This window comes from Telluria antibiotica, from assembly GCF_011682055.1.
Lineage (GTDB): Bacteria > Pseudomonadota > Gammaproteobacteria > Burkholderiales > Burkholderiaceae_D > Telluria > Telluria antibiotica.
Genome location: NZ_JAAQOM010000006.1, coordinates 292,794 through 316,518, shown reverse-complemented (window position 1 = coordinate 316,518; position 23,725 = coordinate 292,794). Strand labels below are relative to the sequence as shown.

The following is a 23,725-nucleotide window of genomic DNA, read 5'->3' as shown; positions in this document are numbered from 1 at the left end:
GTCAGCGGGCGAAGCTGGGTCGTTTCGGATCGTAGGTCCAGCCGGGGATGAGGTAGCGCATCGCCATCGCATCGTCGCGCGCGGCGCCGGCGACTTTCTTGTACAGCGCGTGCGCTTCCTCGATGCGCGCCATGTCGGGCGCGATGCCGAGGCCCGGCGCGTCCGGCACGGCGACCTGGCCACCGACGATGCGCAGCGGTTCCTGCGTCAGGCGTTCGCGGCCTTCCTGCCAGATCCAGTGCGTGTCGATCGCGGTGATGTCGCCCGGCGCCGCGGCCGCGCAGTGCGTGAACATCGCGAGCGACACGTCGAAGTGGTTGTTCGAGTGCGAGCCCCACGTCAGGCCCCAGTCGTGGCACAGTTGTGCGAGGCGCACGGAACCCTGCATGGTCCAGAAGTGCGGGTCGGCGAGCGGGATATCGACGGCGCCCAGCAGGTGCGAATGGGCCATCTGGCGCCAGTCCGTCGCCACCATGTTCGTCGCCGTGCGGATGCCGGTGGCGCGCTTGAATTCGGCCATGATCTCGCGCCCCGAGTAGCCGTCTTCCGGTCCGCACGGGTCTTCCGCATACGACAGCACGTGGCCCTGGCCCTTGCACGCGGCGATCGCCTGCGCCAGCGACCACGCGCCGTTCGGGTCCAGCGTGGCGCGCGCGTCCGGGAAGCGCCGCTTGATGGCGGCCACCGCCTCGACCTCGTCTTCCGGACGCATCACGCCGCCCTTCAGCTTGAAGTCGCGGAAGCCGTACTTGTCGACGGCGGCGGACGCCAGGTCGGCGATCCGTTCGGGCGTCAGGGCTTCTTCGTCGCGCACCTTGTACCAGCCGTCCTTGGCGGCGTCGCCGTCGTAGGGCAGGTCCGTGTGCGTGCGGTCGCCGATGTAGAACAGGTAGGCGAGCATCGTCACGTGGCTGCGCTGGCGGCCGTTGCCGAGCAGGTCGCACAGCGGCACGCCCAGGTGCTGGCCCAGCAGGTCGAGCAGCGCCGCTTCCACCGCCGTCACCACGTTTTCCAGCCGCAGGTTGATCTCGTGCGGTTGTTTCATGACGGCCGCCTCCGCGTTCGTCGTCACCTGGTGGCTGGGCCCCGCGACGGCCGCGCGCAGCGCGTTCAACGTGAGGTTGTAGCGCGCCACCTCGGTCCCGGTGACGAGCGGCACCAGCCGCTCCAGCGCGCGCAGGATGCCGTTCGACCCCGGCACTTCGCCCATGCCCGTGTTGCCGGCGCTGTCCTTCAGCAGCACGAGGATGCGGGTGAAATAGGGCGCATGGGCGCCGCACAGGTTCAGCAGCATGCTGTCGCGGCCGGCCACGGGAATCACCTGCATGTCGGTGATGATCGGGCTGGCGGCGCGCTGGATGAGGGGCATAACGGTCTCCTGGTGATGACAGGCATGCGAAAAATAGATATCGCATTGCCGGTAACATTGTTCTAAACTAGAATGGTAGCGCAACCATCTGCCAAGTGTGAAGGAATAACGATGTCGCGTCAATCGATTCTGGCCGCCGGTCTCCTCTGCGCAGCCCTTGCCGGCTGTGTTTCCACCCCATCCGGCGCGGCATCCGGTCCGCCGGCCGGTGCCCACTGGGTGGCCTCCTGGGGTAGCGCACAACTCGTGCCGGAAGGGCAGAACGAATTGCCGGCCGCGCAGTGGCGGGACGCGAGCCTGCGCCAGGTCGTGCGCGTGTCGCTGGGCGGCAGCCGGCTGCGTGTACGGCTCAGCAATGCGTTCGGGACGGCGCCGCTCGTGGTCGACGCGGGCAGCATCGCGCTGGCGACCTTACCCGGCAAGCCCGACGTCGACGCCGCCAGCCTGCGCCCGCTGCGCTTCGGCGGCGCCGCAGCCGTGACGATTCCCGCCGGTGCCGAATACGTGAGCGACCCCGTCGAGCTGGCCCATGCGGCGGGCTCCGACCTCGCCATTTCGCTGCATTTCACGGACGCCCCGGCGCGCCAGACGGGCCACCCGGGCGCGCGCGCGACGAGTTTTCGCGTCGCGGGCAACCAGGTGCATGTGGCTGTCTGGCCAGGGGCCGAGGCATTCACGCGCTGGTACCAGATCGCCGGCGTCGAGGTGCTGGCGGACAGCGGCACGCACGCGGTCGTCGCGATCGGCGATTCGATCACGGACGGCTACGGCGTCCAGCCGGACACTTATGCGCGCTGGACGGACGGCCTCGCCGCGCGCCTGCGGGCGGCGGGCGTGACGGACGTCGGCGTCGTCAACGCGGGCATCGGCGGCGGACGCATGCTGCGCGACGGCCTCGGGCCGAACCTCGTGTCGCGTTTCGACCGCGACGTGCTGGCGCGCCCCGGCGTCTCGCACGCCATCGTCATGATCGGCGTGAACGACTTCGGCGTGCAGCACCGGAACAAGGAAGACAGCCCGGCCGAACGTGCGCGCCTGCTGGTCGATCTCGAAGAGGCCTACCGGCAGGTCGTCGCGCGTGCGCACGCGCAGGGCGTCTGCGTGCTGGGCGCCACGATCACGCCGTACGGCGGCAGCGGCTATTACGCGCCAGGGCCGGACAACGAGGCCGACCGCCTGGCGTACAACGCGTGGATCCGCCGTGCCGGCGTCGTCGACGGCGTCGTCGATTTCGACGCCGCGCTGCGCGACCCGGCGCGGCCCGACCATCTGCGCCAGGCACTCGACAATGACGGCCTGCATCCGTCGCCGGCCGGCTACCGCGCGATGGCGGATGCAGTCCCGCTGGACCTGCTCAAGACCTGTCATTCACCTTCAGGGAACCCATGAAAGCATTCGCCGCATCCGTCCTGCTCGCCGCCGCAGTCGCACAACCCGCCTGGGCGCTGGGAGAGCGTCCGTTCGTGACGTTCGACGGGGGCCGCAACGCCGTCGTGCTGGCGCGCGCCGGCCAGGCCGCCCGTATCGTCGTCGATCCTGCCGATTTCGCCGGCGTCCGGCGCGCCGCGGCGGACCTGCAGGGCGACGTGGAGCGCGTGTCGGGCACTCGCCCGGCGCTGCTCGCATCGAGCACGGTGCCAAGGGGATCCGACGTCGTCATCGTGGGCACGCTGGGCAAGAGCGCCTTGATCGACCGGCTGGTGCGGGCGCACAAGATCGACGCCGCCGCGCTGCGCGGCAAATGGGAAGGTTATCTCGTGCAGGCCGTGCGCAACCCGCTGCCGGGCGTCGCGCGCGCACTCGTCGTGGCGGGCAGCGACAAGCGCGGGACGATCTACGGCCTGTACACGGTGTCGGAACAGATCGGCGTCTCGCCGTGGCATTGGTGGGCCGACGTGCCGGCGCCGCACCACGACGTGCTCGCCGTGACGGCCGGCACGCGCGTCGCCGATGCGCCCGTCGTGCGCTACCGCGGCATTTTCCTGAACGACGAGGCGCCCGCGCTCTCAGGCTGGGCCAAGGAAAAATTCGGCGGGTTGAACCATCGGTTCTACGAAAAGGTGTTCCAGCTCATCCTGCGCATGCGGGGCAATTACTTGTGGCCCGCCATGTGGAACAACGCGTTCTTCGACGACGACCCGGAAAACGGCCCGCTGGCCGACGAGATGGGGATCGTCATGGGCACCTCGCACCATGAACCGATGATGCGCGCGCAGCAGGAGTGGCACCGCATCGGCATGGGACCGAAGCAGTGGAACTACGACACGAACAAGGACCGGCTGCAGCAGTTCTGGCGCGGCGGCTTCCGGCGCGCGCGCGACTGGGACAAGGTCGTCACGATGGGCATGCGCGGTGACGGCGACGAGCCGATGGCCGAGCACGCGGACCTGCACCTGCTGGAGCGCATCGTCGCCGACCAGCGCCGGATCATCGGGGAGGAAACGGGCAAGCCGCCGGCACGAACGCCGCAGTTGTGGGCGTTGTACAAGGAGGTGCAGGAGTACTACGACAAGGGCATGCGCGTGCCGGACGACGTCACCTTGCTCTGGTGCGACGACAACTGGGGCAATATCCGCCGCCTGCCGACGCCGGAGGAACGCAAGCGTGCCGGCGGCGCCGGTATCTACTACCACTTCGACTACGTGGGCGGCCCCCGTTCGTACAAATGGATCAACGTGACGCCGCTGCCGAAAGTGTGGGAGCAGATGCACCTCTCGTGGCGCTACGGGGCCGACCGCTTGTGGATCGTGAACGTCGGCGACCTGAAGCCGATGGAAGTGCCGATCGAATTTTTCCTGACCTACGCATGGAATCCGGCGGCCTGGCCGGCGCAGCGCCTGCCCGAGTACCTGACACTGTGGGCGACGCGTGAATTCGGCGCGGCCGACGCGGCGGAGATCGCGGACATCGTCGCCACGTACGCGCGCTACAACGGCCGGCGCAAACCGGAGCAGCTGGCGCCGGACACGTACAGCGCGACGCACTACCGCGAGGCCGAGCGCATCGTCGCCGGCTGGCGCGACCTGGCCGCGCGCGCGGCGCGCGTGAAGGCGCGGCTCGCACCGGCGCAGCGCGACGCCTTCTTCCAGCTCGTCGAACATCCCGTGCGCGCGGCCGGCACGCTCGGCGAACTGTATGCGACAGTGCAGGCGAACCGCATCCACGCGCAGCAAGGCCGGGCGGACACGAACGCCCTTGCGGCCCGTGCGCGCGACCTGTTCGCCGAGGACGCGGCGATCTCGCGGGAATACCACGCCATCAACGGCGGCAAGTGGAACCACATGATGGCGCAGACGCATATCGGCTACACGAGCTGGCGCGACCCCGACACGAACGTCATGCCGGACGTGCGCGAGATCGCACTGCCGGCCGCGCCCGCGCTGGGCGTGGCGGTGGAGGGCGAATCGACCGCCTGGCCCGACACCGCCGCGCCGCACCTGCCGCCGTTCGAACCGTTCGACAAATCGACGCGCTACATCGAGGTGTTCGACCGCGGCGCGGCGCCACTCGCGTGGCACGCCCGCGCGGACGCGCCGTGGATCGTGCTGAGCGAGGTTGCCGGTACGACGGCCGGGACGCAGCGCATCGAGGTCGACGTCCGTTGGGACCAGGTGCCGGCGGGTGCGCAAGCCGGCCACGTGATCGTGACGGGACCGGACGGGCAGGTGGCCACGATCGAGGTGCCGCTGCGGCACGCGCAGCAGCGCACCGCGGCCGTCACCGGCTTCGTCGAGACGGGAGGCGCCGTCGCCATCGAGGCCGAGCATTATGCGCGCGCCGTCGCGCAGGACGGCCGGTCGTGGCTGCGCGTGCCGGGCCTGGGCCGCACGCTGTCCGGCATGACGACCCTGCCCGCCGACGCGGCGGCCATGTTGCCGGCGGCTGCGCCCCGACTCGAGTACGACGTGGTTCTGTTCGAGCCGGGCAAGGTGGACGTGCAGGCGACCTTGTCGCCCACGTTGAAGTTCCGCCCGGACGCAGGCCTGCGCTATGCCGTCGCATTCGACGACGAGGCGCCGCAGATCGTCGACATCCACGCGGACGGTTCGCTGCGGCACTGGGAGAAAATCGTATCGGACGGCGTGGCGCAGTTCACGACGACGCACGCCGTGAACGCCGCTGGCCGCCATACGCTGAAGGTGTGGGCGCTCGATCCGGGCATCGTGCTGCAGCGCCTCGTGATCGATGCGGGCGGGCTGAAGCCGAGCTATCTGGGCCCGCCGGAAAGCCCGCGCATCGGGGCGAACTAAGGGAATGAGCTAGTCGGAATGCGCGATGCGCAGCCCGCCCTTGCGGTCGGGCAGCCAGACTTCGGCGAGGTCGGAGCTGACGTCGAAGAAGCCCAGTTCGTGCTTCGCCGCGAGCCTGTGCACGGCTTCCCACGCGGCGTCGATCCTGTCCCAGTCGAGGAACGACATATAGATCAGCGCGCGGCCGATCGTGTAGTCGGTACCGCTTTCCTCCTGCGGCTCCGGCACGTCGGGCGGCGCGGGCGGGAATTCGGCCGCCAGGTCGGCGTAGAACGCCTGCAGCGCGGGCGCGGCGACGGCGGGGTCGTCGTAGCCGTGGTCTTCGTCCCAGGCCGTCTGCGCGTCGTACCAGTCGAGGAAGGCGGGGCGCTTCGCGGGCGCCGCGGCGGGCGCGAACACCATCAGGTCGTAACTCATCGTGCGGTTCTTTCGGGGCGGGTCATCGTGGACCATGACGATACCCGTCGCGCGCCTGTGGCGCAAATGCCGAATGCAGGCATCCGATTGGCGATTCCGGTTCCAGCGGTGCAAAAAAGATAATATGCTGGGCCAGCCACGGTGGCGTCGCCACCTGTCCGAACGCATCGACCACACGGAGTCCGTATGAAAGCCATCCTCAAGACCTTGCTCGCCGCCGTCCCGTTCCTCGCCGCCCAGGGCGCGTGGGCCGGGTCGACCTACACGTACAGCTATGTCGGCACGCCGTCCGCGCCCGTCAGCGCGAAGCCCGTATCGTGCGTGGACACGGCGTGCACGCCGTCCGTCGTCCTGATGGGCGGCGGCTACGACGTGGGCGAGGCGTTCCGCTGGATGATCGCCCGGGCGGGCATCTCGCGCGCCGCGGGCGGCCGCTTCGTCATCCTGCGCGCCACCGGCACCGATGCGTACAACGGCTATATTTACAGCCATCTCGGCCAGGTGGACCCGACGACGCCGAAGAACTACGAGACGGTCGGCGGCGTCGACCTGGGCGTGACGTCCGTGGAAACGCTCGTGATCCCGACGCGCAAGGCCGCGGAGGACCCGTTCGTGCTGGGCGTGATCGCCAGGGCGAGCGCCATCTTCATCGCCGGCGGCGACCAGGCGGATTACTACAACTTCTGGCAGGGCACGGCGCTGGACACGGCGCTACAGAACGCGGTGAGTGCCGGCATCCCCGTCGGCGGCACGAGCGCGGGCAATGCGATGCTGGGCCAGTACGCGTTCGCGGCGCTCAACGGCAGCGTCACGTCGGACCAGGCCCTCGCCGATCCGTTCAACCGCTACATGACGATCGATCCGCTGAACACGTCGTCGAAGAAATTCGTGCAGACGGGAAGCTTCCTCGCCATCCCGTCGCTGGAAAAGACGATCACGGACGACCACTTCAACACGCGCGACCGCCTGGGCCGGCTGTTCGGCTTCGTCGCCCGCATCGGCAACGGCTGTCCCGGCGGCGCCGAGGCGTTCGATGCCGTCGTGGGCATCGGCATCGACGAAGAGACGGCGCTGCTGGTGTCCGGCCCGCGCGGCAGCGTGAAGGCGCAGCTCGTCGCCAATCCGTACAACGCGGACAACACGACGCCGCCGTACACGGCGCAGAACTCCGCCTATTTCACGAAGATCGTGCGCACGCCGTCGCAATGCGTGGCCGGCAAGCCGCTGAACGACAACGCCGGCATCCAGGTCTACCGCATGAGCGCCCAACTGGCGCAGCCGTCGCCGTATCCGGCGGCACCGCAGTACAGCTTCAAGTCGCAGGCGACGTTCAACCTGTCCGCGTGGACGCAGCAGGCCGCGCAGACCTATGCCGACGGCTCGTCGCTGAACGGACCGTATGTGTACGGCACCGCGAACGGCGCGATCCTGGGCAACCAGGTCCGCTGACCCGGCGCGGCATGACGGTTACGATCGACCCCGACGACGTCGAGTTCAGCGCCGTGCGCGCGCAGGGGCCGGGCGGCCAGAACGTGAACAAGGTGTCGAACGCCGTGCAGGCGCGCTTCGACATCGGCGCCTCGTCGCTGCCGCCGCACGTGAAAGAGCGCATGCGCGCGCTCCCGGACGCGCGCATCACGCGCGAGGGTGTCGTCGTCATCAAGGCCCAGCGTTCGCGCAGCCTCGAACGAAATCGAGAAGACGCGCTCGCGCGGCTGCAGGCGCTCGTCGACGCGGCGGCCGAGGTCCCCACCGTGCGGCGGCCGACACGTCCCACGCTTGGATCGAAGAAGCGCCGGCTCGACGCCAAGGCCCGCAGCGGGCAGGTCAAGGCGCTGCGCGGCAAAGTGCGCGTGTGACCGCGCCATATCGAAATCCGTATCTGCCATACGATATTGGCATGCCTCGGTGATAGCGGTTAACAAGTGCTGTTAGCACGATTGACGCCGCCTGCCTCCGTCTCTACGATGAAATCGGTTACATAACAATAAAAATGCGGCGTTAGCGCCCCGGATGCCGTATGCGGATACGGCGGTCGCGGTCCGCTCGAAGCGGGGCGAACATCAAGGAGACTACATGAAGAAGGCACTTCGCATCACGGCAGTGGCAATGGCATTGGCAGCGAGCTTCGCCGCCCCAGCCCACGCGGCAACCTGGTCGACGACGGCCCAATACGGATCGACGACGATGGGTGCGTACAGCTTCAACAACGATATCTGGGGCGCCGGCGCCGGGCCGCAGACCTTGTGGGCCAACTCGCCCACCGACTGGGGCGTGTGGTCGAACCAGCCGAATACCGGCGGCATCAAGTCCTACCCGCATATCGACTTCTACGTCGGCAAGGCGCTGGGCAGCCTGTCGCGCCTGACGGCCGTCGTGTCGGCCACGACGCCCGCCGGCGGTGCCTGGGAATCCACGTTCGACATCTGGGACACGAACCACGCCAACGAAATCATGGTGTGGCTGAACTACACGGGCACGGCAGCCGGCTGCGGGAACGTCAAGCCGATCTCGTACAACTGGACCGCGCAAGGCTGCGCGATCCCCGTGTACACGAACGTGAACATCGGCGGCGCCACGTGGAACGTCTACCGCGGCAATAACGGCGGCAACATGGTGTACTCGTTCCTTCGCACCGCGAAGACCAACAACACGACCGTCGACGCCCTGGCGCTCATGCGCTACCTGCAGAACCTCGGCTGGATCGGTAACGTGACGGTAGGCGACGTGCAGTACGGTTTCGAGATCACGTCGTCGTCGGGAGGAATGGATTTCGCGTCCCGTAACTTCTCGGTCACCGCGTATTGACCAGTCCCGCCAGGCGCGGTCCGGCCGCGCCGTTGCTGCAGGCGCAGCGTGCGCAAACCTGGTCGCGTCCGGCGTGCTTGGCGTCGTACATCAGCTTGTCGGCAATGGCGATCAGGTCGCGCAGCACGTGGTCCCCGGCGCCGGCCGCGAGGTCGGCGCAGGCGACGCCGAAGCTCGCGGTCGTGCACACGTGCTCCGTGCCGTCGTCAGTCATGACGCTCGTGTCGGCAAAGCGCGTGCGCAGGCGCTCGGCCAGGTGGATGCCGCCGTCGAGGTCCGTGCCGGGCAGGATCGCGAGGAATTCCTCGCCCCCATAGCGGACCACGCTGTCGACGCCGTCGCGCGTCATGCGCCGCAGCAGGTCGGCAAAGCCGCGCAGCACGGCGTCGCCGCACGCGTGCCCGAACGTGTCATTGATGCGCTTGAAATGATCGATGTCGCACAGGACCACCGTCAGCATGCCGTCCGCCCCGGACGTGCGCAGCTGGCCGGGGTGCATCAGGGTCTCGTGCAGGTAGCGCCGGTTGAAGCAGCCCGTGAGGTGGTCGCGCGCTGCCGTGTGCTGGAGCTGCAGGCGTGCCTCGTATTCCTCGCGCGTCACCCGGTTGAACCGCCGCGCCGCCAGCGCGCCGAATGCGTTCGCCAGCAGGAGCAGCATGACCATCGTGACGACGTCGGCCGACGTCATGCCTCCGAAGCGCAGCGCCAGCGCGAGGAAGGCTGCGGTGGCGCCAGATGCCAGCACCAGCGCATTGGCAAAACCGTTCGGGATGTACAGGTAGATCACGATGAGCATGATCGCGAGCGACATCGCATGCCAGTGGAATTCGCCCGGCCGGCGCACGGCGATGAACATGAAACACGCGAGCGCCACGATTTCGGCGCCGGACGCGGCGATGCGCGTGGCGGCGACGGGCAGCGGCGTGCGGTACGCGCACCAGGCACACGTGCCGGCCGTCGCCGCCACGATGCCGCGCGCGGCGCACAGCTGCAGGAAGTGCGGACCGTAGCCGAGCGCGGCGAAGTCGCTGACGGCGAACGCCGCGTAGAACACGGTGCAGAACACGAGCGTGAAGCCGAGCAGGGCCCGCGTCTGCGGCAGCTTGTGGGCCAGGAAGGCGGCTTCGTGCGCGCGTTGCGCGAACTCGCCGGTGAGCGGGTTGAATGTCATTGGGCGACGGAGGGTGACGGCCGCGCTGGTCGGCGATTGCTACAAATTCTATAGCATCCGGCCGTCCTGCGCCATGTCTGCGGCATTGCCGCCGGCCGTCAACCGCCATCGCCCGCGGATCAGGCCTTCAGGCCGTACAGGACCGAGCCGTGCGGCGGCACGGCGGCGTTGATCTTGCCGCGCGCCGTCCCCAGGTCGTGCCGCGCCCACAGGTCGCGCACGGCGACGGCACGGTTGCCGAGGTTCAGGCGCGACAGGTCGAACGCGAAGTCGACCGGTGCGTTGGACGTATTGAACAGGGCGAGGTATTGCAGGTCGTGCTGGTCGGCCGAGCGGGCGCTCCAGATGCGGGTGCCGGCGTCGGCGCGTTGCGGACGGTTCTCGCGGCTGCGCTGGTTCACGGCCAGCACCTCGGGATTCGTCAGCAATGCGAGCGTCTTCGCGTCCAGGTGGCGCAGGTCGCCGCCCATGATCAGCGGCGAACGCGCGATGCCCCACAAGGTCATCAGGGTCTGCTGCTCGTCCGGCGTGAACTTGGTGTCGCGTGCGCCGAGCGCAAGGCGGCCCAGCGGCAGCATGTCGGCGTCGGGCCAGGAGCCCGGGCCCAGCACGGGGTTCCAGTTTTCCAGGCGCTGGAATTGCTCTTCCAGCAGGCGCCACTCGTCCCAGAAGTCGTCCGAGATGCGCCACATCTGGGCGTAGTGCGGCACGTGGCGGTCCCAGCGCAGGTCCATCTCGCCCGGCGACAGCGACAGGATGATGGGACGGCCGCTGGCCGCGATGGCCTTGTGCGCCGCCTCGACCTCGGGCCAGTTGCGCTCGTACGGGCGCGACATGTCGTCCATCTTGACGAAGTCCACGCCCCACTCCGCGTACTGCTTGAAGACGGAATTGTAGTATTCCTGGGCGCCCGGTTTCGTCATGTCGACGCCGTACATGTCGCCGTTCCACTCGCAGATCGCCTTCGTGTCGGCGATGTCCTGCGCGTGCAGGTTCGTGCCAAGGATCGGGGTGTTCTTCTGCACGGCCTGGCGCGGGATGCCGCGCATCAGGTGGATGCCGAACTTCATGCCGCGCTTGTGGATCTGGTCGGCGAGCTTCTTGAACCCGGCGCCGCCGGCCGCTGACGGGAAGCGGTTCGGTGCCGGCTGCAGGCGGCCGTACTGGTCCATCGTCAGTTCCGCGTCCTTGCGGTACGTGTAGCTGTTCGCGTTCGGCTCGTACCACTGGATGTCGACCGTGAAGACGTTGTACCCGGACGGCAGCAGCTTCGCGACCATGATGTCGGCGTTTTCCAGCGCCTGCGCCTCGGTGATCGTCGGGCCGAACGAGTTCCAGCTGTTCCAGCCCATCGGCGGCGTCGGTGCCAGCACGGCGCCGGCTGCTGCTGCGGCGGCAGTCTTTTTCGGCGTGGCCGCGTTGGCGGCGGAGGAGGGCACGCCGGCCGCTGCTGCTGCTGCGCTGGCGAGGGAGGTGGCGAGGAGACGGCGGCGATTCGGGTTCATTGGGGGCGTAACCTGTAGTTGAGTTATCGCGCGAGTATAGAGTTGGTTCGGTCGACGCACTAATAACTAGTTTGCGCCGACCGATGTCCAAAACGATATCCCCTCAACCCTGGCGCTGCGGCGCGGCCTTGATGGCATCCGCGATCGCCTGGCGCATGGGCTTCGCCTTCAGTTGCGCGTCGAACGGCGTGGGGCGCATCGGCAGCTTGTCCGTGCGCGGTGCCTCGTCCCAGGTCTGCAGCCAGCTGACGTTGTCCGCGAGGCCCCAGACGAGGATGTCGCGCAGGCGCGGATACGACAAGGTGACGTCCAGGTAGTCGCGCGTGGCGGCGGCGATGCCGGCGTCGCGCTTCGCGATGTCGGCCGGCAGGCGGCGGTCGTTCACGTCCAGCTCCGTGATCAGGAGGTCGTAGCCCATGCCCGTGACCTCGTCGAGGAATTTGCGCCACTCCACCAGATCCGCGCGGCCCTTATCGGTCTCGTCCCACGAGCCGATATGGCTCTGCAGACCGAGCGCGTTCACCGGCGTGCCGCGCTTTTTGAGGTCGGCCAGCAGCGCAAGGACGCCGGCGCGGTGCTTCGCGCTGCCCGCGTCGCCGCGCATATAGTCGTTGTACACGAGCTGCGCCTGCGGCGCGTATTCGTGCGCGAGGCGGAACGCCAGGTCGATCTGCTCGAGGGCGCCCAGCGGCCGCGTCAGGGCGTTCTGGCGCAGCTTGCCGTCTGCCGGGTCGACGGCTTCGTTGACGACGTCCCAGCTCTTGATGGCCTTGCCGAAATGGCCGCACACGGTGCTCACGTGCGTGCGCATCAGCTGCTCGACGGTCTTCGCGGGCTGCGGCCCGAAGTTCTGCTTGGCGACCCATGCCGGCAGCCATTTCTCGGCCTGCCAGAACAGGTTGTGGCCGCGCACGGCGATGCCCTTGTTTTTGGCCCACGCGATCACGTCGTCGGCGGGACCGAAGTTCCCTTTGCCGGGTGCCGGTTCCAGCGCCTGCCATTTCATCTCGTTTTCCAGCACGATCAGATTGCATTCGCGCTCGACGAGCGCGCGGTATGCGGCGTCGCCGAACTGGTTGCGGCCGGCGCTGATGGCGGTACCGAAGCGCATGCCCTTGCGGGCGGCGACGTCCTTCAGCCCTTCGCCGGCGGGGGCTTGGGCGCGCGCGAATGGCGCGATGCCCGGCAGCAGGGCGGCGCCGGCAAGCGCCTGGATGATCTCTCGTCGTGTAGTCATTTTGTGTCCTTCTGTTTTGCGTGGTGGTGTGAAAGCAGGTCAGCCATGGCCGGGCGCGAATGGAAAAGCAAGCGCCCGGTAGTACTCGAGGGACTGTGCGGGCGGCCGCGCCCCGGCGGGCAGCGGCAGGCCGGACCGGTGCTGGAAATAGGCGATGCACGCGTCGCGCCACCACTGCGCCTCGCGCCGCTGCTGGGCGAGGCGCTGCGCGACGTCGGCGTAGCGGCGCGCGTCCACATACGGACGCAGGCGCTGCCACTCGGCCTGCATCGCGTCGACCTCGGCCACGCCATGGTCGTAGTGCGCAACCAGCTCGTCCCACAAGGTGCGGCCGGAAGGCATGCGGTAATCCCAGGGAAGGTGGTGGAACCACAGCAGGAGTTCGGGCGGCGTCGTGGCCGGGTCGGCGAGGCGGCGCGCGACGTCGGGCGCGTACTGGGCCACGGCATTGCTGCCCGTCGCCGTGCGGTCGAATCCGATGCCGTCCTTGCCCGCGCGGTGGTAATACACGGGGTTCCAGTCGGCGCGCCCCAGGTCGTCGACCCACGGCGCGGGGCCGTAGTGGTGGCCCGTGCCCATCATGTGGTGCAGGCCGAGGGGCGTCATGTAGTCGACCGCGGCTTCGCGCGAGCGCATCATCATGTCGACGACGGGGTCGACGACGCGCGGATCCGGCGCGAACGTCAGTCCCGCCCATTCGCGCGCGACGGCGCGGCTGTCCAGGTCAGGATTCCACGCGAAGCGGCCGAACGCGTACCAGTTGGCCTGGTCGAACGTGGAGCCCGTCCAGTTGCGGCTCGCCCCGATGTTGGCGACGCCGGCGATGCCGCCCACGCGCCCCTGCTGGGCGCCTTCGAGCACGCGCGCGACCGGCATCGGCTGGCCGCCGGCGCGCGTGTCGAACCTCAGCGTTTCCTGGAACAGCGGGCCGAGGTAGACGAGGTGCGTGGCGAAGCCCAGGTATTCCTTCGTCACCTGGAATTCCATCATCAGCGGCGTGTGCGGCATGGCGCCGAACAGCGGGTGCGCCGGTTCGCGCGGCTGGAAGTCGATGGCGCCGTTCTTCACTTGCACGAGGACGTTATCGGCGAACTTCCCGTCCAGCGGCTGGAACTGATCGTACGCCTGCGCCGCGCGGTCGCTGGCCTGCGCGGGATGGGCGGGCGGGCTGTAGACGAACGCGCGCCACATCACGATGCCGCGGTGCGGCGCGAGCGCCCGCGCCAGCATGTTGGCGCCGTCCGCGTGGTTGCGGCCGTAGTCCTGCGGACCGGGCTGGCCTTCCGAATTCGCCTTCACGAGGAAGCCGCCGAAGTCGGGGATCGTGCGGTAGATCTCGTCGGCCTTGCGTGCCCACCACGCCGCGACGGCAGGGTCGAGCGGGTCGGCCGTCTTCGTCTCCTTCAGCTCCAGCGGCGTCGACCAGCGCACGGACAGGTAGACGCGGATGCCGTACGGCCGCAGCACGTCCGCGATGGCGGCCGTCTTCGCGAGGAAGGCGGGGCTCAGCACCTCGGCCTTCGCGTTGACGTTGTTCAGCACCGCGCCGTTGATGCCCAGCGACGCGTTGGCGCGCGCGTAGTCCGTGTAGCGCGGGTCGACGATGTGCGGCAGCTCCCACCAGTTCCAGATCGACTCGCCCGCGTAGCCGCGCTCCACGGTGCGGTCCAGGTTGTCCCAGTGGTCCAGCACGCGCAGCGGCAGCGCGGGCTTGTCGAGCAAGGCGATTCCTTCCGGCGCGGCGCCCAGCTGCAGCTGGCGCAGCCATGCGAAGCCGCCGTACAGGAGGCCGATGTCCGTGTTCGCCGCGACCAGCGTGACGGGCGCGCCATTGATGCGCGTGCGTCGGACGACATAGCCTTCGGCGCCGGCCGTGGCGAGCGCGGCGCGCAACGCGTCGACGTCGGCCAGGCCAGTGGGCAGCCGTGCGGCGCGCGCGAGGACGACGGCACCGGTGCGGGGCCGGGCCGCCACGGCGATCGTATCGGGCGTGCGTCCCAGCAGGCCGGCGAGGCCGCGCTGGAGTTCGGCGACGGCGGCGCGCACGGTCGGCGTGTCGCTTGGCGCCGCGATGCCGGTGGCGGCCGCGGCCAGCGCCGCGCGCGGGGCGGCAGGCAGGGGCCGGTAGCGCAGCCACAGGTCGTAGCCGTCTTCGTCCGCCGCATGGGCAAGGTGCGTGGTGAGCAGGCCGAGGAGGGCGGTCAGCGCGAGCGCCGCCGTCAGTCGTGCGCGTGCACGCCGTATCAAATACCGCATCGTAGTCTCCGTTATCGTTATGGTGCCGGTACGGCGGCCCGCCCGGCGTTTGAATGTTAGCGCAAACTCTTGATTTGCGAAATCGATTTCTGGGTGTTTACGGCCACTTTTATGCCTATCTTTGCATGCCCCGGCAGTGATAAGATAGCGCAAACAAAAAATTGACAGGAAGCGGGAGAACATGACGAAAGCCAAAGCAGAGTCCGTCCAGGAAGAGGTGGAGCGCCGGGGCCAGCCGACGATGGCGGACGTCGCCAAGCTCGCGGGCGTATCCGCGATGACGGTGTCGCGCGTCATGAACGGCAAGGGCCTCGTGCGCGACAGCACCCGCCGCAAGGTGGCGGAAGCCGTGGCGGCGCTGAACTACACGCCGAACCAGGAGGCGCGCAACCTCGCCGGCTCCAAGCCGATCCGCGTCGGCTTCCTGTACAGTAACCCGAGCGCCGCCTACCTGAGCGAATTCCTCGTCGGCCTCCTGAGCCAGTCCGGCCTGAACAACGTCCAGCTGTTCGTCGAAAAATGCGAGGCGGGCGAGCAGGAAGCCGAGCAGACCCGGCGCCTCGTCGAGAACGGCCTGGACGGCATCATCCTGCCGCCGCCGCTGTGCGACAGCGAGGACGTGCTGTCGACGATCGCCGGTGCCGGCATCCCCGCCGTCGTCGTCGCGTGCGGCCTGCCGGACACCCGCGTGGGCGCCGTCAGCATCGACGACTTCGAGGCCGCGCACGCGATGACGCGCCACCTGATCAACCTGGGTCACCACCGCATCGGCTTCGTCGTCGGCCATCCGAACCAGACCGCCAGCGCGCGCCGGCTGGAAGGCTATCGCGCGGCGATCGCGGAGATGGGTGCGGACGCATCCGAGGAGCTGGTCGTGCAGGGCATGTTCACGTATCGCTCCGGCCTCGACGCGGCCGAGCACCTGCTGGCGCTGGAAGATCGCCCGACCGCCATCTTCGCCAGCAACGACGACATGGCGGCAGCCTGCGTCGCCGTCGCGCACCGCCTGGGCCTCGATGTGCCGGGCGACCTCACCGTCACGGGCTTCGACGACACGGCGCTCGCGACGACGATCTGGCCGGAGCTGACGACCGTCCGCCAACCGATCGCCGGCATGGCGCGCGAAGCCGTGCAGTCGCTCGTGCGCCGCGTGCGTGCGCTGCGCGAGGGCGAGGCGGCGGAACCCGAACAGGTCCGCATGGACTTCGAACTGGTGCGCCGCCAGTCCGACGCCGCGCCGCGCACCCGTCCTTCGGCGCTGCTGCCGCTCGCGGCGGCCAAGCGCGCAGGCTGATTGCCGTTCCGGCCGCGGCGCCCGCCGCGGCCGTGGTCCCCGCCGTATTTCTGTCGGTTTATGCATGGCGCATAAGCTGTTCACGCTAACATCCCATTTTTCCACTTTCCCGGCCAATTTCGACATCGCTCGGACCGCTTGCGTCGCCTTCGCCGGACATCTTCCGAATATTTGATTGACAAGGCCCAAATCCGCCGATTAGACTGGAATGGTTGCGGTAACATTTTTGTTATTGGAATGTTGGGCGCAGACCCACCGCATGCCAGGCAGGCTCACTTACAAAAACAAGTTGGAGACAAAGTCGATGGGTATCAAACGCAGGGAGTTTCTGGCCACGGTCGGGGGCGCGGCCGGCATGGCCGTCGTGCCGGGCGCGCTGGCTGCCAAGGCCGCCACGCCGGTGTACAAGAACGCGAACGCGCCCGTGGCGACGCGCGTGGACGATCTGCTCGGGCGCATGACGCTCGACGAGAAGATCGCCCAGCTGCAGTGCGTGTGGCTCACCAAGAAGGATCTGCAGAACGCGGACACGAGCTTTTCGGCGGAGAAGGCGAAGCAGGTGCACCCGAACGGCATGGGCATGTTCGCGCGCCCGTCCGACCGCCAGATCGGCGCCGACAACAACGCCGGCAACTCGGGCGCCGTCGGCAACCGCGGCCCGAAGGAGACGGCGGAATACGTGAACGCCGTGCAGAAATGGGCGCTGGAGCAGACGCGCCTGGGTATCCCTGTCTTCATGCATGAGGAATCGCTGCACGGCTATGTGGCGCCAGAGGCGACCAGCTTCCCGCAGGCGATCGGCCTCGCGTCGACGTTCGACCCGGAACTCGTCCAGCAGATATTTTCGCTCGCCGCTCAGGAGATGCGTGCGCGCGGCGCCAACCTCGCGCTGGCGCCCGTCGTCGACGTGGCGCGCGAGCCGCGCTGGGGCCGCATCGAAGAGACGTATGGCGAAGACCCGCACGTGTGCGGCACGATGGGCAAGGCCGCCGTGCTGGGCTTCTCGGGCGATTCGCTGCCGCTCGCCAAGGACAAGGTCTACGCGACCTTGAAGCACATGACGGGCCACGGCCAGCCGGAGTCCGGCACCAACATCGGCCCCGCGAACGTGGGCGAGCGCGCGCTGCGCGAAGACTTCTTCCCGCCGTTCGAGAAGATCATCAAGGAAACGAAGATCGCGGCCGTGATGCCTTCGTATAACGAGATCGACGGCATCCCGTCGCACGCGAACCGCTGGCTGCTGACGGACGTGTTGCGCAAGGAGTGGGGCTTCCAGGGCCTGACCGTGTCCGACTACATGGCGGTTGCGGAACTGGGCGGCCGCCACCACCTCGTCGGCTCCGTGAAGGAAGGCGGCCTCGCTGCGTTCAAGGCCGGCGTCGACATCGAGACGCCGGACCCCGCCGGTTACGCGGTGCTGGGTGAGCTGGTCAAGGAAGGCAAGATCACGACGAAGGAAATCGACGCCGTCGTGCGCCGCATCCTGCGCCTGAAGTTCGAGGCAGGCCTGTTCGAGAATCCGTATGCCGACGTCGCGCAGGCCGATGCCCGCACGGCCACGCCGCAAGCCATCGCCCTCGCGCGCAAGGCCGCGCAACGTACCGCCGTGCTGCTGAAAAACCACAAGGGCCTGCTGCCGCTGGCGCCGCAGAAGGTCGGCAAGCTGCTGTTGGTCGGCACGCACGCGAAGGACACGCCGATCGGCGGCTACTCCGACAAGCCGCGCCACGTCGTCTCCGTGTACGAGGCGCTGCAGGAAGAATCGAAAGCGCACGGCTTCGCGCTGGACTATGCGGAAGGTGTGCGCCTGACGGAAGGCCATGTGTGGGGCCAGGACGAGATCGTGTGGACGAAGCCGGACGTCAACGCGCGCCTCATCGCCGAGGCGGTGGAAGCGGCGAAGAAGGCCGACACGATCGTCATGGTCCTGGGCGACAACGAGCAGACGGCGCGCGAGGCCTGGGCCGACAACCACCTGGGCGACCGCACGTCGCTGGACCTCATCGGCCAGCAGAACGATCTCGCGCGCGCCATCTTCGCGTTGAACAAGCCGACCGTCGTGCTGCTGCTGAACGGCCGTCCGCTGTCCGTGAACTACCTCGCCGAGCGCGCCGACGCGCTGCTGGAATGCTGGTACATGGGGCAGGAGACGGGCCATGCGATCGCCGACCTCGTGTTCGGCCGCGTGAGCCCGGGCGGCAAGCTCCCGGTCACGATCGCGCGCGACGTCGGCCAGCTGCCGATGTTCTACAACCGCAAGCCGAGCAGCCGCCGCGGCTACATCGACGACGTGACGACCCCGCTATACCCCTTCGGCTACGGCCTGTCGTACACGCGCTTCGAGATCTCCGCGCCGCGCCTGGACAAGGACCGCATGGGAGTGTCCGGCACGACGCGCGTGCACGTCGACGTGAAGAACGTGGGCGGCGTGCGCGGCGACGAGGTCGTGCAGATGTACATCCGCGACGACGTCAGCTCCGTCACCCGTCCGCTGCTGGAACTGAAGGGCTTCCAGCGCGTCACCCTGGAGCCGGGCGAGCAGCGCACGGTGTCGTTCGACATCAAACCTTCGGACCTGTGGTTCTACAACGTCGCGATGAAGCGCGTCGTCGAGCCGGGGACGTTCACCATTTTCGCAGGACCGAACAGCGTCGACCTGAAGAAGACGACGCTCACGGTGGCATAACCCAAGAGAGAACAACATGACAGCTATCCAAGCCAATCCGCTGCCGCAGGACCTCGACCAGGCCTTGATGGTCGGCCGCGTCTGGCGTGCAGGTAACATCAACGGCCCGGCCGTCGTCGCCGTGCGTAACGGCCGCGTGGTCGACATCACGCGTCATGCGCCGACCGTGTCCGAACTGTTCGAGCGCGACGACCTCGTCGCCATCGTGCGCGACGCGGACGGCGAGGACCTGGGTGACGTCAACGCGCTGGTGGCCGCCGCGTTGCAAGGCGACGAAGGCGCGGACGTGCGCCTGCTGGCGCCGTGCGACCTGCAGGCGATCAAGGCCTGCGGCGTGACGTTCGCCGTCAGCCTGCTGGAACGCGTGATCGAGGAACAGGCGAAGGGCGATCCGGCCCGCGCGAGCGCACTGCGCCAGCAGTTGCAGGAGACCATCGGCACGAATCTGTCGGAACTGGAGCCGGGCGGCGAGGCCGCCATGCGCCTGAAGGCCGACCTGTCCGCGCGCGGCATGTGGTCGCAGTACATGGAAGTGGGCATTGGCCCGGACGCCGAAGTGTTCACGAAGTCGCAGCCGATGTCCGCCGTCGGACACGGCGCCGCCGTTGGCCTGCACCCGTCGTCGCACTGGAACAATCCTGAGCCGGAAATCGTCCTCGCCGTGAACAGCCGCGCGCAAGTCGTGGGCGCGACCTTGGGCAACGACGTCAACCTGCGCGACATCGAAGGCCGCAGCGCGCTGCTGCTGGGTAAAGCGAAGGACAACAACGGCTCCTGCGCCATCGGCCCGTTCATCCGCCTGTTCGACGGCGATTTCGACATCGACACCCTGCGCAACGCGGAAGTGCGCATGCGGATCGAAGGCGTCGACGACAAATTCGAACTCGCCGGCGCCAGCTTCATGCGCGAGATCAGCCGCGACCCGCTGGACCTCGTGCGTCAGACCTGCGGCAAGCACCACCAGTACCCGGACGGCTTCATGCTGTTCCTCGGCACGATGTTCTCGCCGATCAAGGACCGCGATGCGCAAGGCGGCGGCTTCACCCACCACGCGGGCGACCGCGTGAGCATCTCCACGCCGTCGCTGGGCACGCTGGTCAACACCGTCCAGCGCAGCGATGCGATCGCACCGTGGACCTTCGGCGTACGCGCGCTGTACGCCAACCTGGCCCAGCGTGGCCTGCTGTCCAGCGCGGCCTGACCGGCGCGCCTTTGAATATAACGAAAATCATGTCTGAACAAAACCAAGCATTCGTCTACGCGACGTTCCCCGACCTCGCAGGCAAGCGTGTCGTCATCACCGGCGGCGGCAGCGGCATCGGCGCCGAGCTGACCACGGCCTTCGCCGGCCAGGGCGCCCGCGTGTACTTCCTCGACATCGCCGAGGACGCCTCGCGCGCGCTGGAGGCCGCGCTGGCCGGCTCGCGCATCGCACCGAAGTTCATCAAGTGCGACCTGACCAATCTGGACGAGCTGAAGGCGACCTTCGCCCACATCGAAGAGGAAGCGGGCGGCGTCGACATCCTGCTGAACAATGCGGCGAACGACGACCGCCACGACATCGAGAACGTGACGCCCGCGTACTGGGAAAGCCGCATGAACGTGAACCTGCGCCACCAGTATTTCTGCGCGCAGGCCGTCATCCCCGGCATGAAAGCCCGCAAGTACGGCGTGCTGCTGAACTTCGGCTCGATCTCGTGGCACCTGCCGCACACGCAACTGGGCCTGTACATGATGGCGAAGGCCGCCATCGAAGGCATGACACGCAACATGGCGCGCGAATTCGGCCCGCACGGCATCCGTGCCGTGACGGTGGTCCCGGGCGCCGTCGTCACGCCACGCCAGAAGGCGCTGTGGCACAACCCGGACGAAGAAGCCCGCATCCTGGCCGGCCAGTGCATCCCCGAGCGCGTCCAGATGGAAGACGTGGCGGCGCTGTCGCTGTTCCTGGCGTCGGACAATGCGCGCCACATCTCCGGCCGCGAGTATTTCGTCGACGCGGGTTGGTATGGCGCATAAGATGGATACTGACTGCGCCCCGGGCACGCAACCCACGCCCTTGTGGGAAGTCGGCGCCACGCTGGGCGAGGGCGTCCTGTGGGATGCCCCGAACGGCCAGGTCTGGTTCGTCGACATCAAGGGTCGTCGCCTGCACCGCTGCGCGGCCGACGGGTCCGACCGGAAGAGCTGGGACGCGCCGGGTCAGGTCAGCTTCGTCGTGCGCGCCTCCGACGGCGGCCTCGTCGTCTCGCTGGAGGATGGCCTGTACCGCTTCGTGGAAGCGACCGGCGAATTCGTCCCGTTCGTGAAGGTCGAGGCGGACGTCAACGGCAACCGCTTCAACGACGGCCACGTCGACGCGCAGGGTCTCCTGTGGTTCGGTTCGATGGACGACGCCGAAGAGCAGCCGACGGGCGTGCTGTACCGCTTCGACGGCAAGCACGTCGTGCGCATGGACGACGGCTACATCATCACGAACGGCCCGGCCGTGAGCCCGGACGGGCGCACGCTGTATCACACCGACACGCTGGATAAACGGGTGTATGCTTTCGACCTGGCGGAAGATGGCGGCCTGTCGAACAAGCGGTTATTCGCCGAGATCACGGACGGCGGCTGGCCGGACGGGATGGCCGTCGACGCCGAAGGCCACGTGTGGATCGCCGTGTTCCGCGGCTGGCGCATCGAACGCCGCGATCCTTCCGGCGGCAAGGTGGGCGAAGTGCGCTTCCCGTGCTCGAACATCACCAAGCTGGCCTTCGCCGGCGACGACCTGCGCACCGTCTACGCGACGTCGGCACGCAAGGGCCTGTCGGCCGAGGAACTGTCTCAGCAGCCGCTCGCGGGCGCGCTGTTCACCTTCCGCGCCGAGACGGCCGGATTGCCGCACCACGTGCTGCGGCTGCAGGAGTAATACGGAATGACACAACAGAACAGCAAACCGAAGCGCTTCCGGTCGCAGGACTGGTTCGACAACGAGGAGCGCATCGACATGACGGCGCTCTACCTCGAGCGCTTCATGAACTACGGGATCACCCCGGAAGAACTCCGCTCCGGCAAGCCGATCATCGGCATCGCCCAGAGCGGCAGCGACATCTCGCCGTGCAACCGCATCCACCTGGACCTGGCCAAGCGCGTGCGCGACGGCATCCGCGACGCGGGCGGCATCCCGATGGAATTCCCGCTGCACCCGATCTTCGAGAACTGCCGCCGCCCGACCGCGGCACTGGACCGCAACCTGGCCTACCTGGGCCTCGTCGAGATCCTGCATGGCTATCCGATCGACGCCGTCGTGCTGACGACGGGCTGCGACAAGACGACGCCGGCCCAGCTGATGGCCGCCGCCACCGTCGACATCCCGGCCATCGTGCTGTCCGGCGGCCCGATGCTGGACGGCTGGTTCGAGGGTGAACTGGTTGGCTCCGGCGCCGCGATCTGGAAAGGCCGCCGCCGCCTGGCTGCCGGCGAGATCGACGAACAGAAATTCATCGACATCGCCACCGCGTCCGCGCCGTCCGCCGGCCATTGCAACACGATGGGCACGGCGTCGACGATGAACGCCGTCGCCGAGGCGCTGGGCATGTCGCTGACGGGATGCTCGGCGATCCCCGCGCCGTACCGCGAGCGCGGCCAGATGGCGTACGAGACGGGCCGCCGCATCGTCGGCATGGCGTTCGAGGACCTGCGTCCGTCGGCGGTGCTCACGCGCGACGCCTTCATCGACGCCATCGTCGTCAACGCCGCGATCGGCGGGTCCACCAACGCGCAGCCGCACATCGTGGCGATGGCACGCCATGCCGGCGTCGAGATCGCGCCGGAAGACTGGATGGAATACGGCTACGACGTGCCGCTGCTGCTGAACATGCAGCCGGCCGGCAAATACCTGGGCGAGCGTTTCCACCGTGCCGGCGGCGTGCCCGCCATCATGTGGGAACTGGAGCAGAAGGGCATGCTGCGCTCGAAGCGTCCGACCGTCACCGGCAAGACGATGGCCGAGAACCTCGTGGGCCGCGAAAGCATTGATCGCGAGATGATCTGGCCGTTCGATGCGCCGCTGAAGGACAAGGCTGGGTTCATGGTCCTGAAGGGCAATCTGTTCGACTTCGCGATCATGAAGACGAGCGTCATCTCCGATGCGTTCCGCGCGCGCTACCTGTCGGAGCCGGGCTCGGAGAACGCGTTCGCGTGCAAGGTCGTCGTGTTCGACGGTTCGGACGATTACCACCACCGCATCAACGACCCGGCGTTGAACATCGACGAGCGCACGATGCTGGTGATCCGCGGTTCCGGTCCCGTGGGCTGGCCCGGTTCGGCCGAAGTCGTCAACATGCAACCGCCCGATGCGCTGATCAAGAAGGGCATCAATGCGCTGCCGACCTTGGGCGACGGGCGCCAGTCCGGCACGTCGGACAGCCCGTCGATCCTGAACGCGTCGCCGGAAAGCGCGGCGGGCGGCAACCTGGCGCTGCTGCGCACGGGCGACGTCGTGCGCGTGGACCTGAACACGGGCCGCTGCGACGTGCAGATCTCCGACGCGGAACTGGAAGCGCGCCGCAAGGACGCGCCGCCGGCGATCCCGCCGAACCAGACGCCGTGGCAGCAGATCTACCGCGCCACCGTCGGCCAGCTGCACACGGGGGCGTGCATGGAGCTCGCGCTGCCGTACCGCGGCGTCGGTCACGACATGCCGCGCCATAATCACTGATCCTCGCGGTCGCTCCGAGGGGCCCGTTCG

Annotated in this window: 17 protein-coding genes; 11 read left to right on the top strand and 6 right to left on the bottom strand. The window is 68.2% G+C overall.

Going from position 1 to position 23,725, the window contains the following annotated elements:
* Position 1: 1 nt before the first annotated feature.
* Positions 2-1,369, bottom strand: coding sequence for an enolase C-terminal domain-like protein (locus HAV22_RS12410; RefSeq protein WP_166859384.1), 1,368 nt, complete (start codon positions 1,367-1,369; stop codon positions 2-4).
* Positions 1,370-1,480: 111 nt separating this feature from the next.
* Between HAV22_RS12410 and HAV22_RS12405 the strand changes: the two genes are divergently transcribed.
* Together HAV22_RS12405 and HAV22_RS12400 are read left to right on the top strand one after the other, a co-directional pair.
* Entirely contained in the window at positions 1,481-2,758 is a 1,278-nt protein-coding gene (locus tag HAV22_RS12405; RefSeq protein ID WP_166859383.1) for an SGNH/GDSL hydrolase family protein, read from the top strand.
* Positions 2,755-5,619 (top strand): glycosyl hydrolase 115 family protein, encoded by a 2,865-nt coding sequence (locus tag HAV22_RS12400; protein ID WP_166859382.1) that lies wholly within the window; start codon positions 2,755-2,757, stop codon positions 5,617-5,619. Before HAV22_RS12405 ends, HAV22_RS12400 begins: the two co-directional genes overlap by 4 nt.
* 9 nt (positions 5,620-5,628) lie before the next feature.
* Here the strand turns inward: HAV22_RS12400 and HAV22_RS12395 are convergent, their stop codons facing one another.
* Positions 5,629-6,036 carry a hypothetical protein gene (locus tag HAV22_RS12395; protein WP_166859381.1) on the bottom strand — a complete coding sequence of 136 codons (408 nt, stop codon included), beginning with the start codon at positions 6,034-6,036 and terminating at the stop codon, positions 5,629-5,631.
* Positions 6,037-6,222: 186 nt separating this feature from the next.
* On the opposite strand from HAV22_RS12395, the gene HAV22_RS12390 reads away from it, so the two are divergent.
* From HAV22_RS12390 to HAV22_RS12380, 3 genes are all read left to right on the top strand, one after another.
* Complete coding sequence (locus HAV22_RS12390) at positions 6,223-7,485, top strand: cyanophycinase (protein ID WP_166859380.1); 1,263 nt, start codon at positions 6,223-6,225, stop codon at positions 7,483-7,485.
* A gap of 11 nt (positions 7,486-7,496) precedes the next feature.
* Positions 7,497-7,895, top strand: coding sequence for an alternative ribosome rescue aminoacyl-tRNA hydrolase ArfB (arfB, locus tag HAV22_RS12385; protein ID WP_166859379.1), 399 nt, complete (start codon positions 7,497-7,499; stop codon positions 7,893-7,895).
* 217 nt (positions 7,896-8,112) lie between these two features.
* Positions 8,113-8,844: a GH12 family glycosyl hydrolase domain-containing protein gene (locus tag HAV22_RS12380; RefSeq protein WP_166859378.1), complete on the top strand. Its 732-nt coding sequence runs from the start codon at positions 8,113-8,115 to the stop codon at positions 8,842-8,844.
* Here the strand turns inward: HAV22_RS12380 and HAV22_RS12375 are convergent.
* From HAV22_RS12375 to HAV22_RS12360, 4 genes are all read right to left on the bottom strand, one after another.
* The gene (locus tag HAV22_RS12375) at positions 8,831-10,015 is read right to left on the bottom strand and encodes a GGDEF domain-containing protein (RefSeq protein ID WP_166859377.1); all 1,185 of its coding nucleotides are present in this window, start codon (positions 10,013-10,015) and stop codon (positions 8,831-8,833) included. The genes HAV22_RS12380 and HAV22_RS12375 overlap by 14 nt on opposite strands.
* A gap of 119 nt (positions 10,016-10,134) precedes the next feature.
* Positions 10,135-11,520, bottom strand: a complete 1,386-nt coding sequence (locus tag HAV22_RS12370; RefSeq protein ID WP_166859376.1) for a glycoside hydrolase family 27 protein — start codon at positions 11,518-11,520, stop codon at positions 10,135-10,137.
* Between the two features lie 103 nt (positions 11,521-11,623).
* Positions 11,624-12,757 carry an endo-1,4-beta-xylanase gene (locus HAV22_RS12365; RefSeq protein WP_166859375.1) on the bottom strand — a complete coding sequence of 378 codons (1,134 nt, stop codon included), beginning with the start codon at positions 12,755-12,757 and terminating at the stop codon, positions 11,624-11,626.
* Positions 12,758-12,796: 39 nt separating this feature from the next.
* On the bottom strand, positions 12,797-15,013 hold the full coding sequence (locus HAV22_RS12360) for an alpha-glucuronidase family glycosyl hydrolase (protein WP_166859374.1): 2,217 nt from the start codon (positions 15,011-15,013) through the stop codon (positions 12,797-12,799).
* Between the two features lie 181 nt (positions 15,014-15,194).
* On the opposite strand from HAV22_RS12360, the gene HAV22_RS12355 reads away from it, so the two are divergent.
* The 6 genes from HAV22_RS12355 to HAV22_RS12330 all read left to right on the top strand — a co-directional run bounded on the left by HAV22_RS12355 (position 15,195) and on the right by HAV22_RS12330 (position 23,695).
* Positions 15,195-16,307 (top strand): LacI family DNA-binding transcriptional regulator, encoded by a 1,113-nt coding sequence (locus HAV22_RS12355; protein ID WP_166859373.1) that lies wholly within the window; start codon positions 15,195-15,197, stop codon positions 16,305-16,307.
* A 304-nt stretch (positions 16,308-16,611) separates the two neighbouring features.
* On the top strand, positions 16,612-18,993 hold the full coding sequence (locus tag HAV22_RS12350) for a glycoside hydrolase family 3 N-terminal domain-containing protein (protein WP_166859372.1): 2,382 nt from the start codon (positions 16,612-16,614) through the stop codon (positions 18,991-18,993).
* Positions 18,994-19,009: 16 nt separating this feature from the next.
* On the top strand, positions 19,010-20,194 hold the full coding sequence (locus HAV22_RS12345) for a fumarylacetoacetate hydrolase family protein (RefSeq protein ID WP_166859371.1): 1,185 nt from the start codon (positions 19,010-19,012) through the stop codon (positions 20,192-20,194).
* Between the two features lie 29 nt (positions 20,195-20,223).
* The gene (gene xylB / locus HAV22_RS12340) at positions 20,224-21,012 is read left to right on the top strand and encodes a D-xylose 1-dehydrogenase (RefSeq protein ID WP_166859370.1); all 789 of its coding nucleotides are present in this window, start codon (positions 20,224-20,226) and stop codon (positions 21,010-21,012) included.
* Between the two features lies 1 nt (position 21,013).
* Positions 21,014-21,904: an SMP-30/gluconolactonase/LRE family protein gene (locus HAV22_RS12335; RefSeq protein ID WP_166859369.1), complete on the top strand. Its 891-nt coding sequence runs from the start codon at positions 21,014-21,016 to the stop codon at positions 21,902-21,904.
* 6 nt (positions 21,905-21,910) lie between these two features.
* Positions 21,911-23,695 carry an IlvD/Edd family dehydratase gene (locus HAV22_RS12330; protein ID WP_166859368.1) on the top strand — a complete coding sequence of 595 codons (1,785 nt, stop codon included), beginning with the start codon at positions 21,911-21,913 and terminating at the stop codon, positions 23,693-23,695.
* Positions 23,696-23,725: the final 30 nt, after the last annotated feature.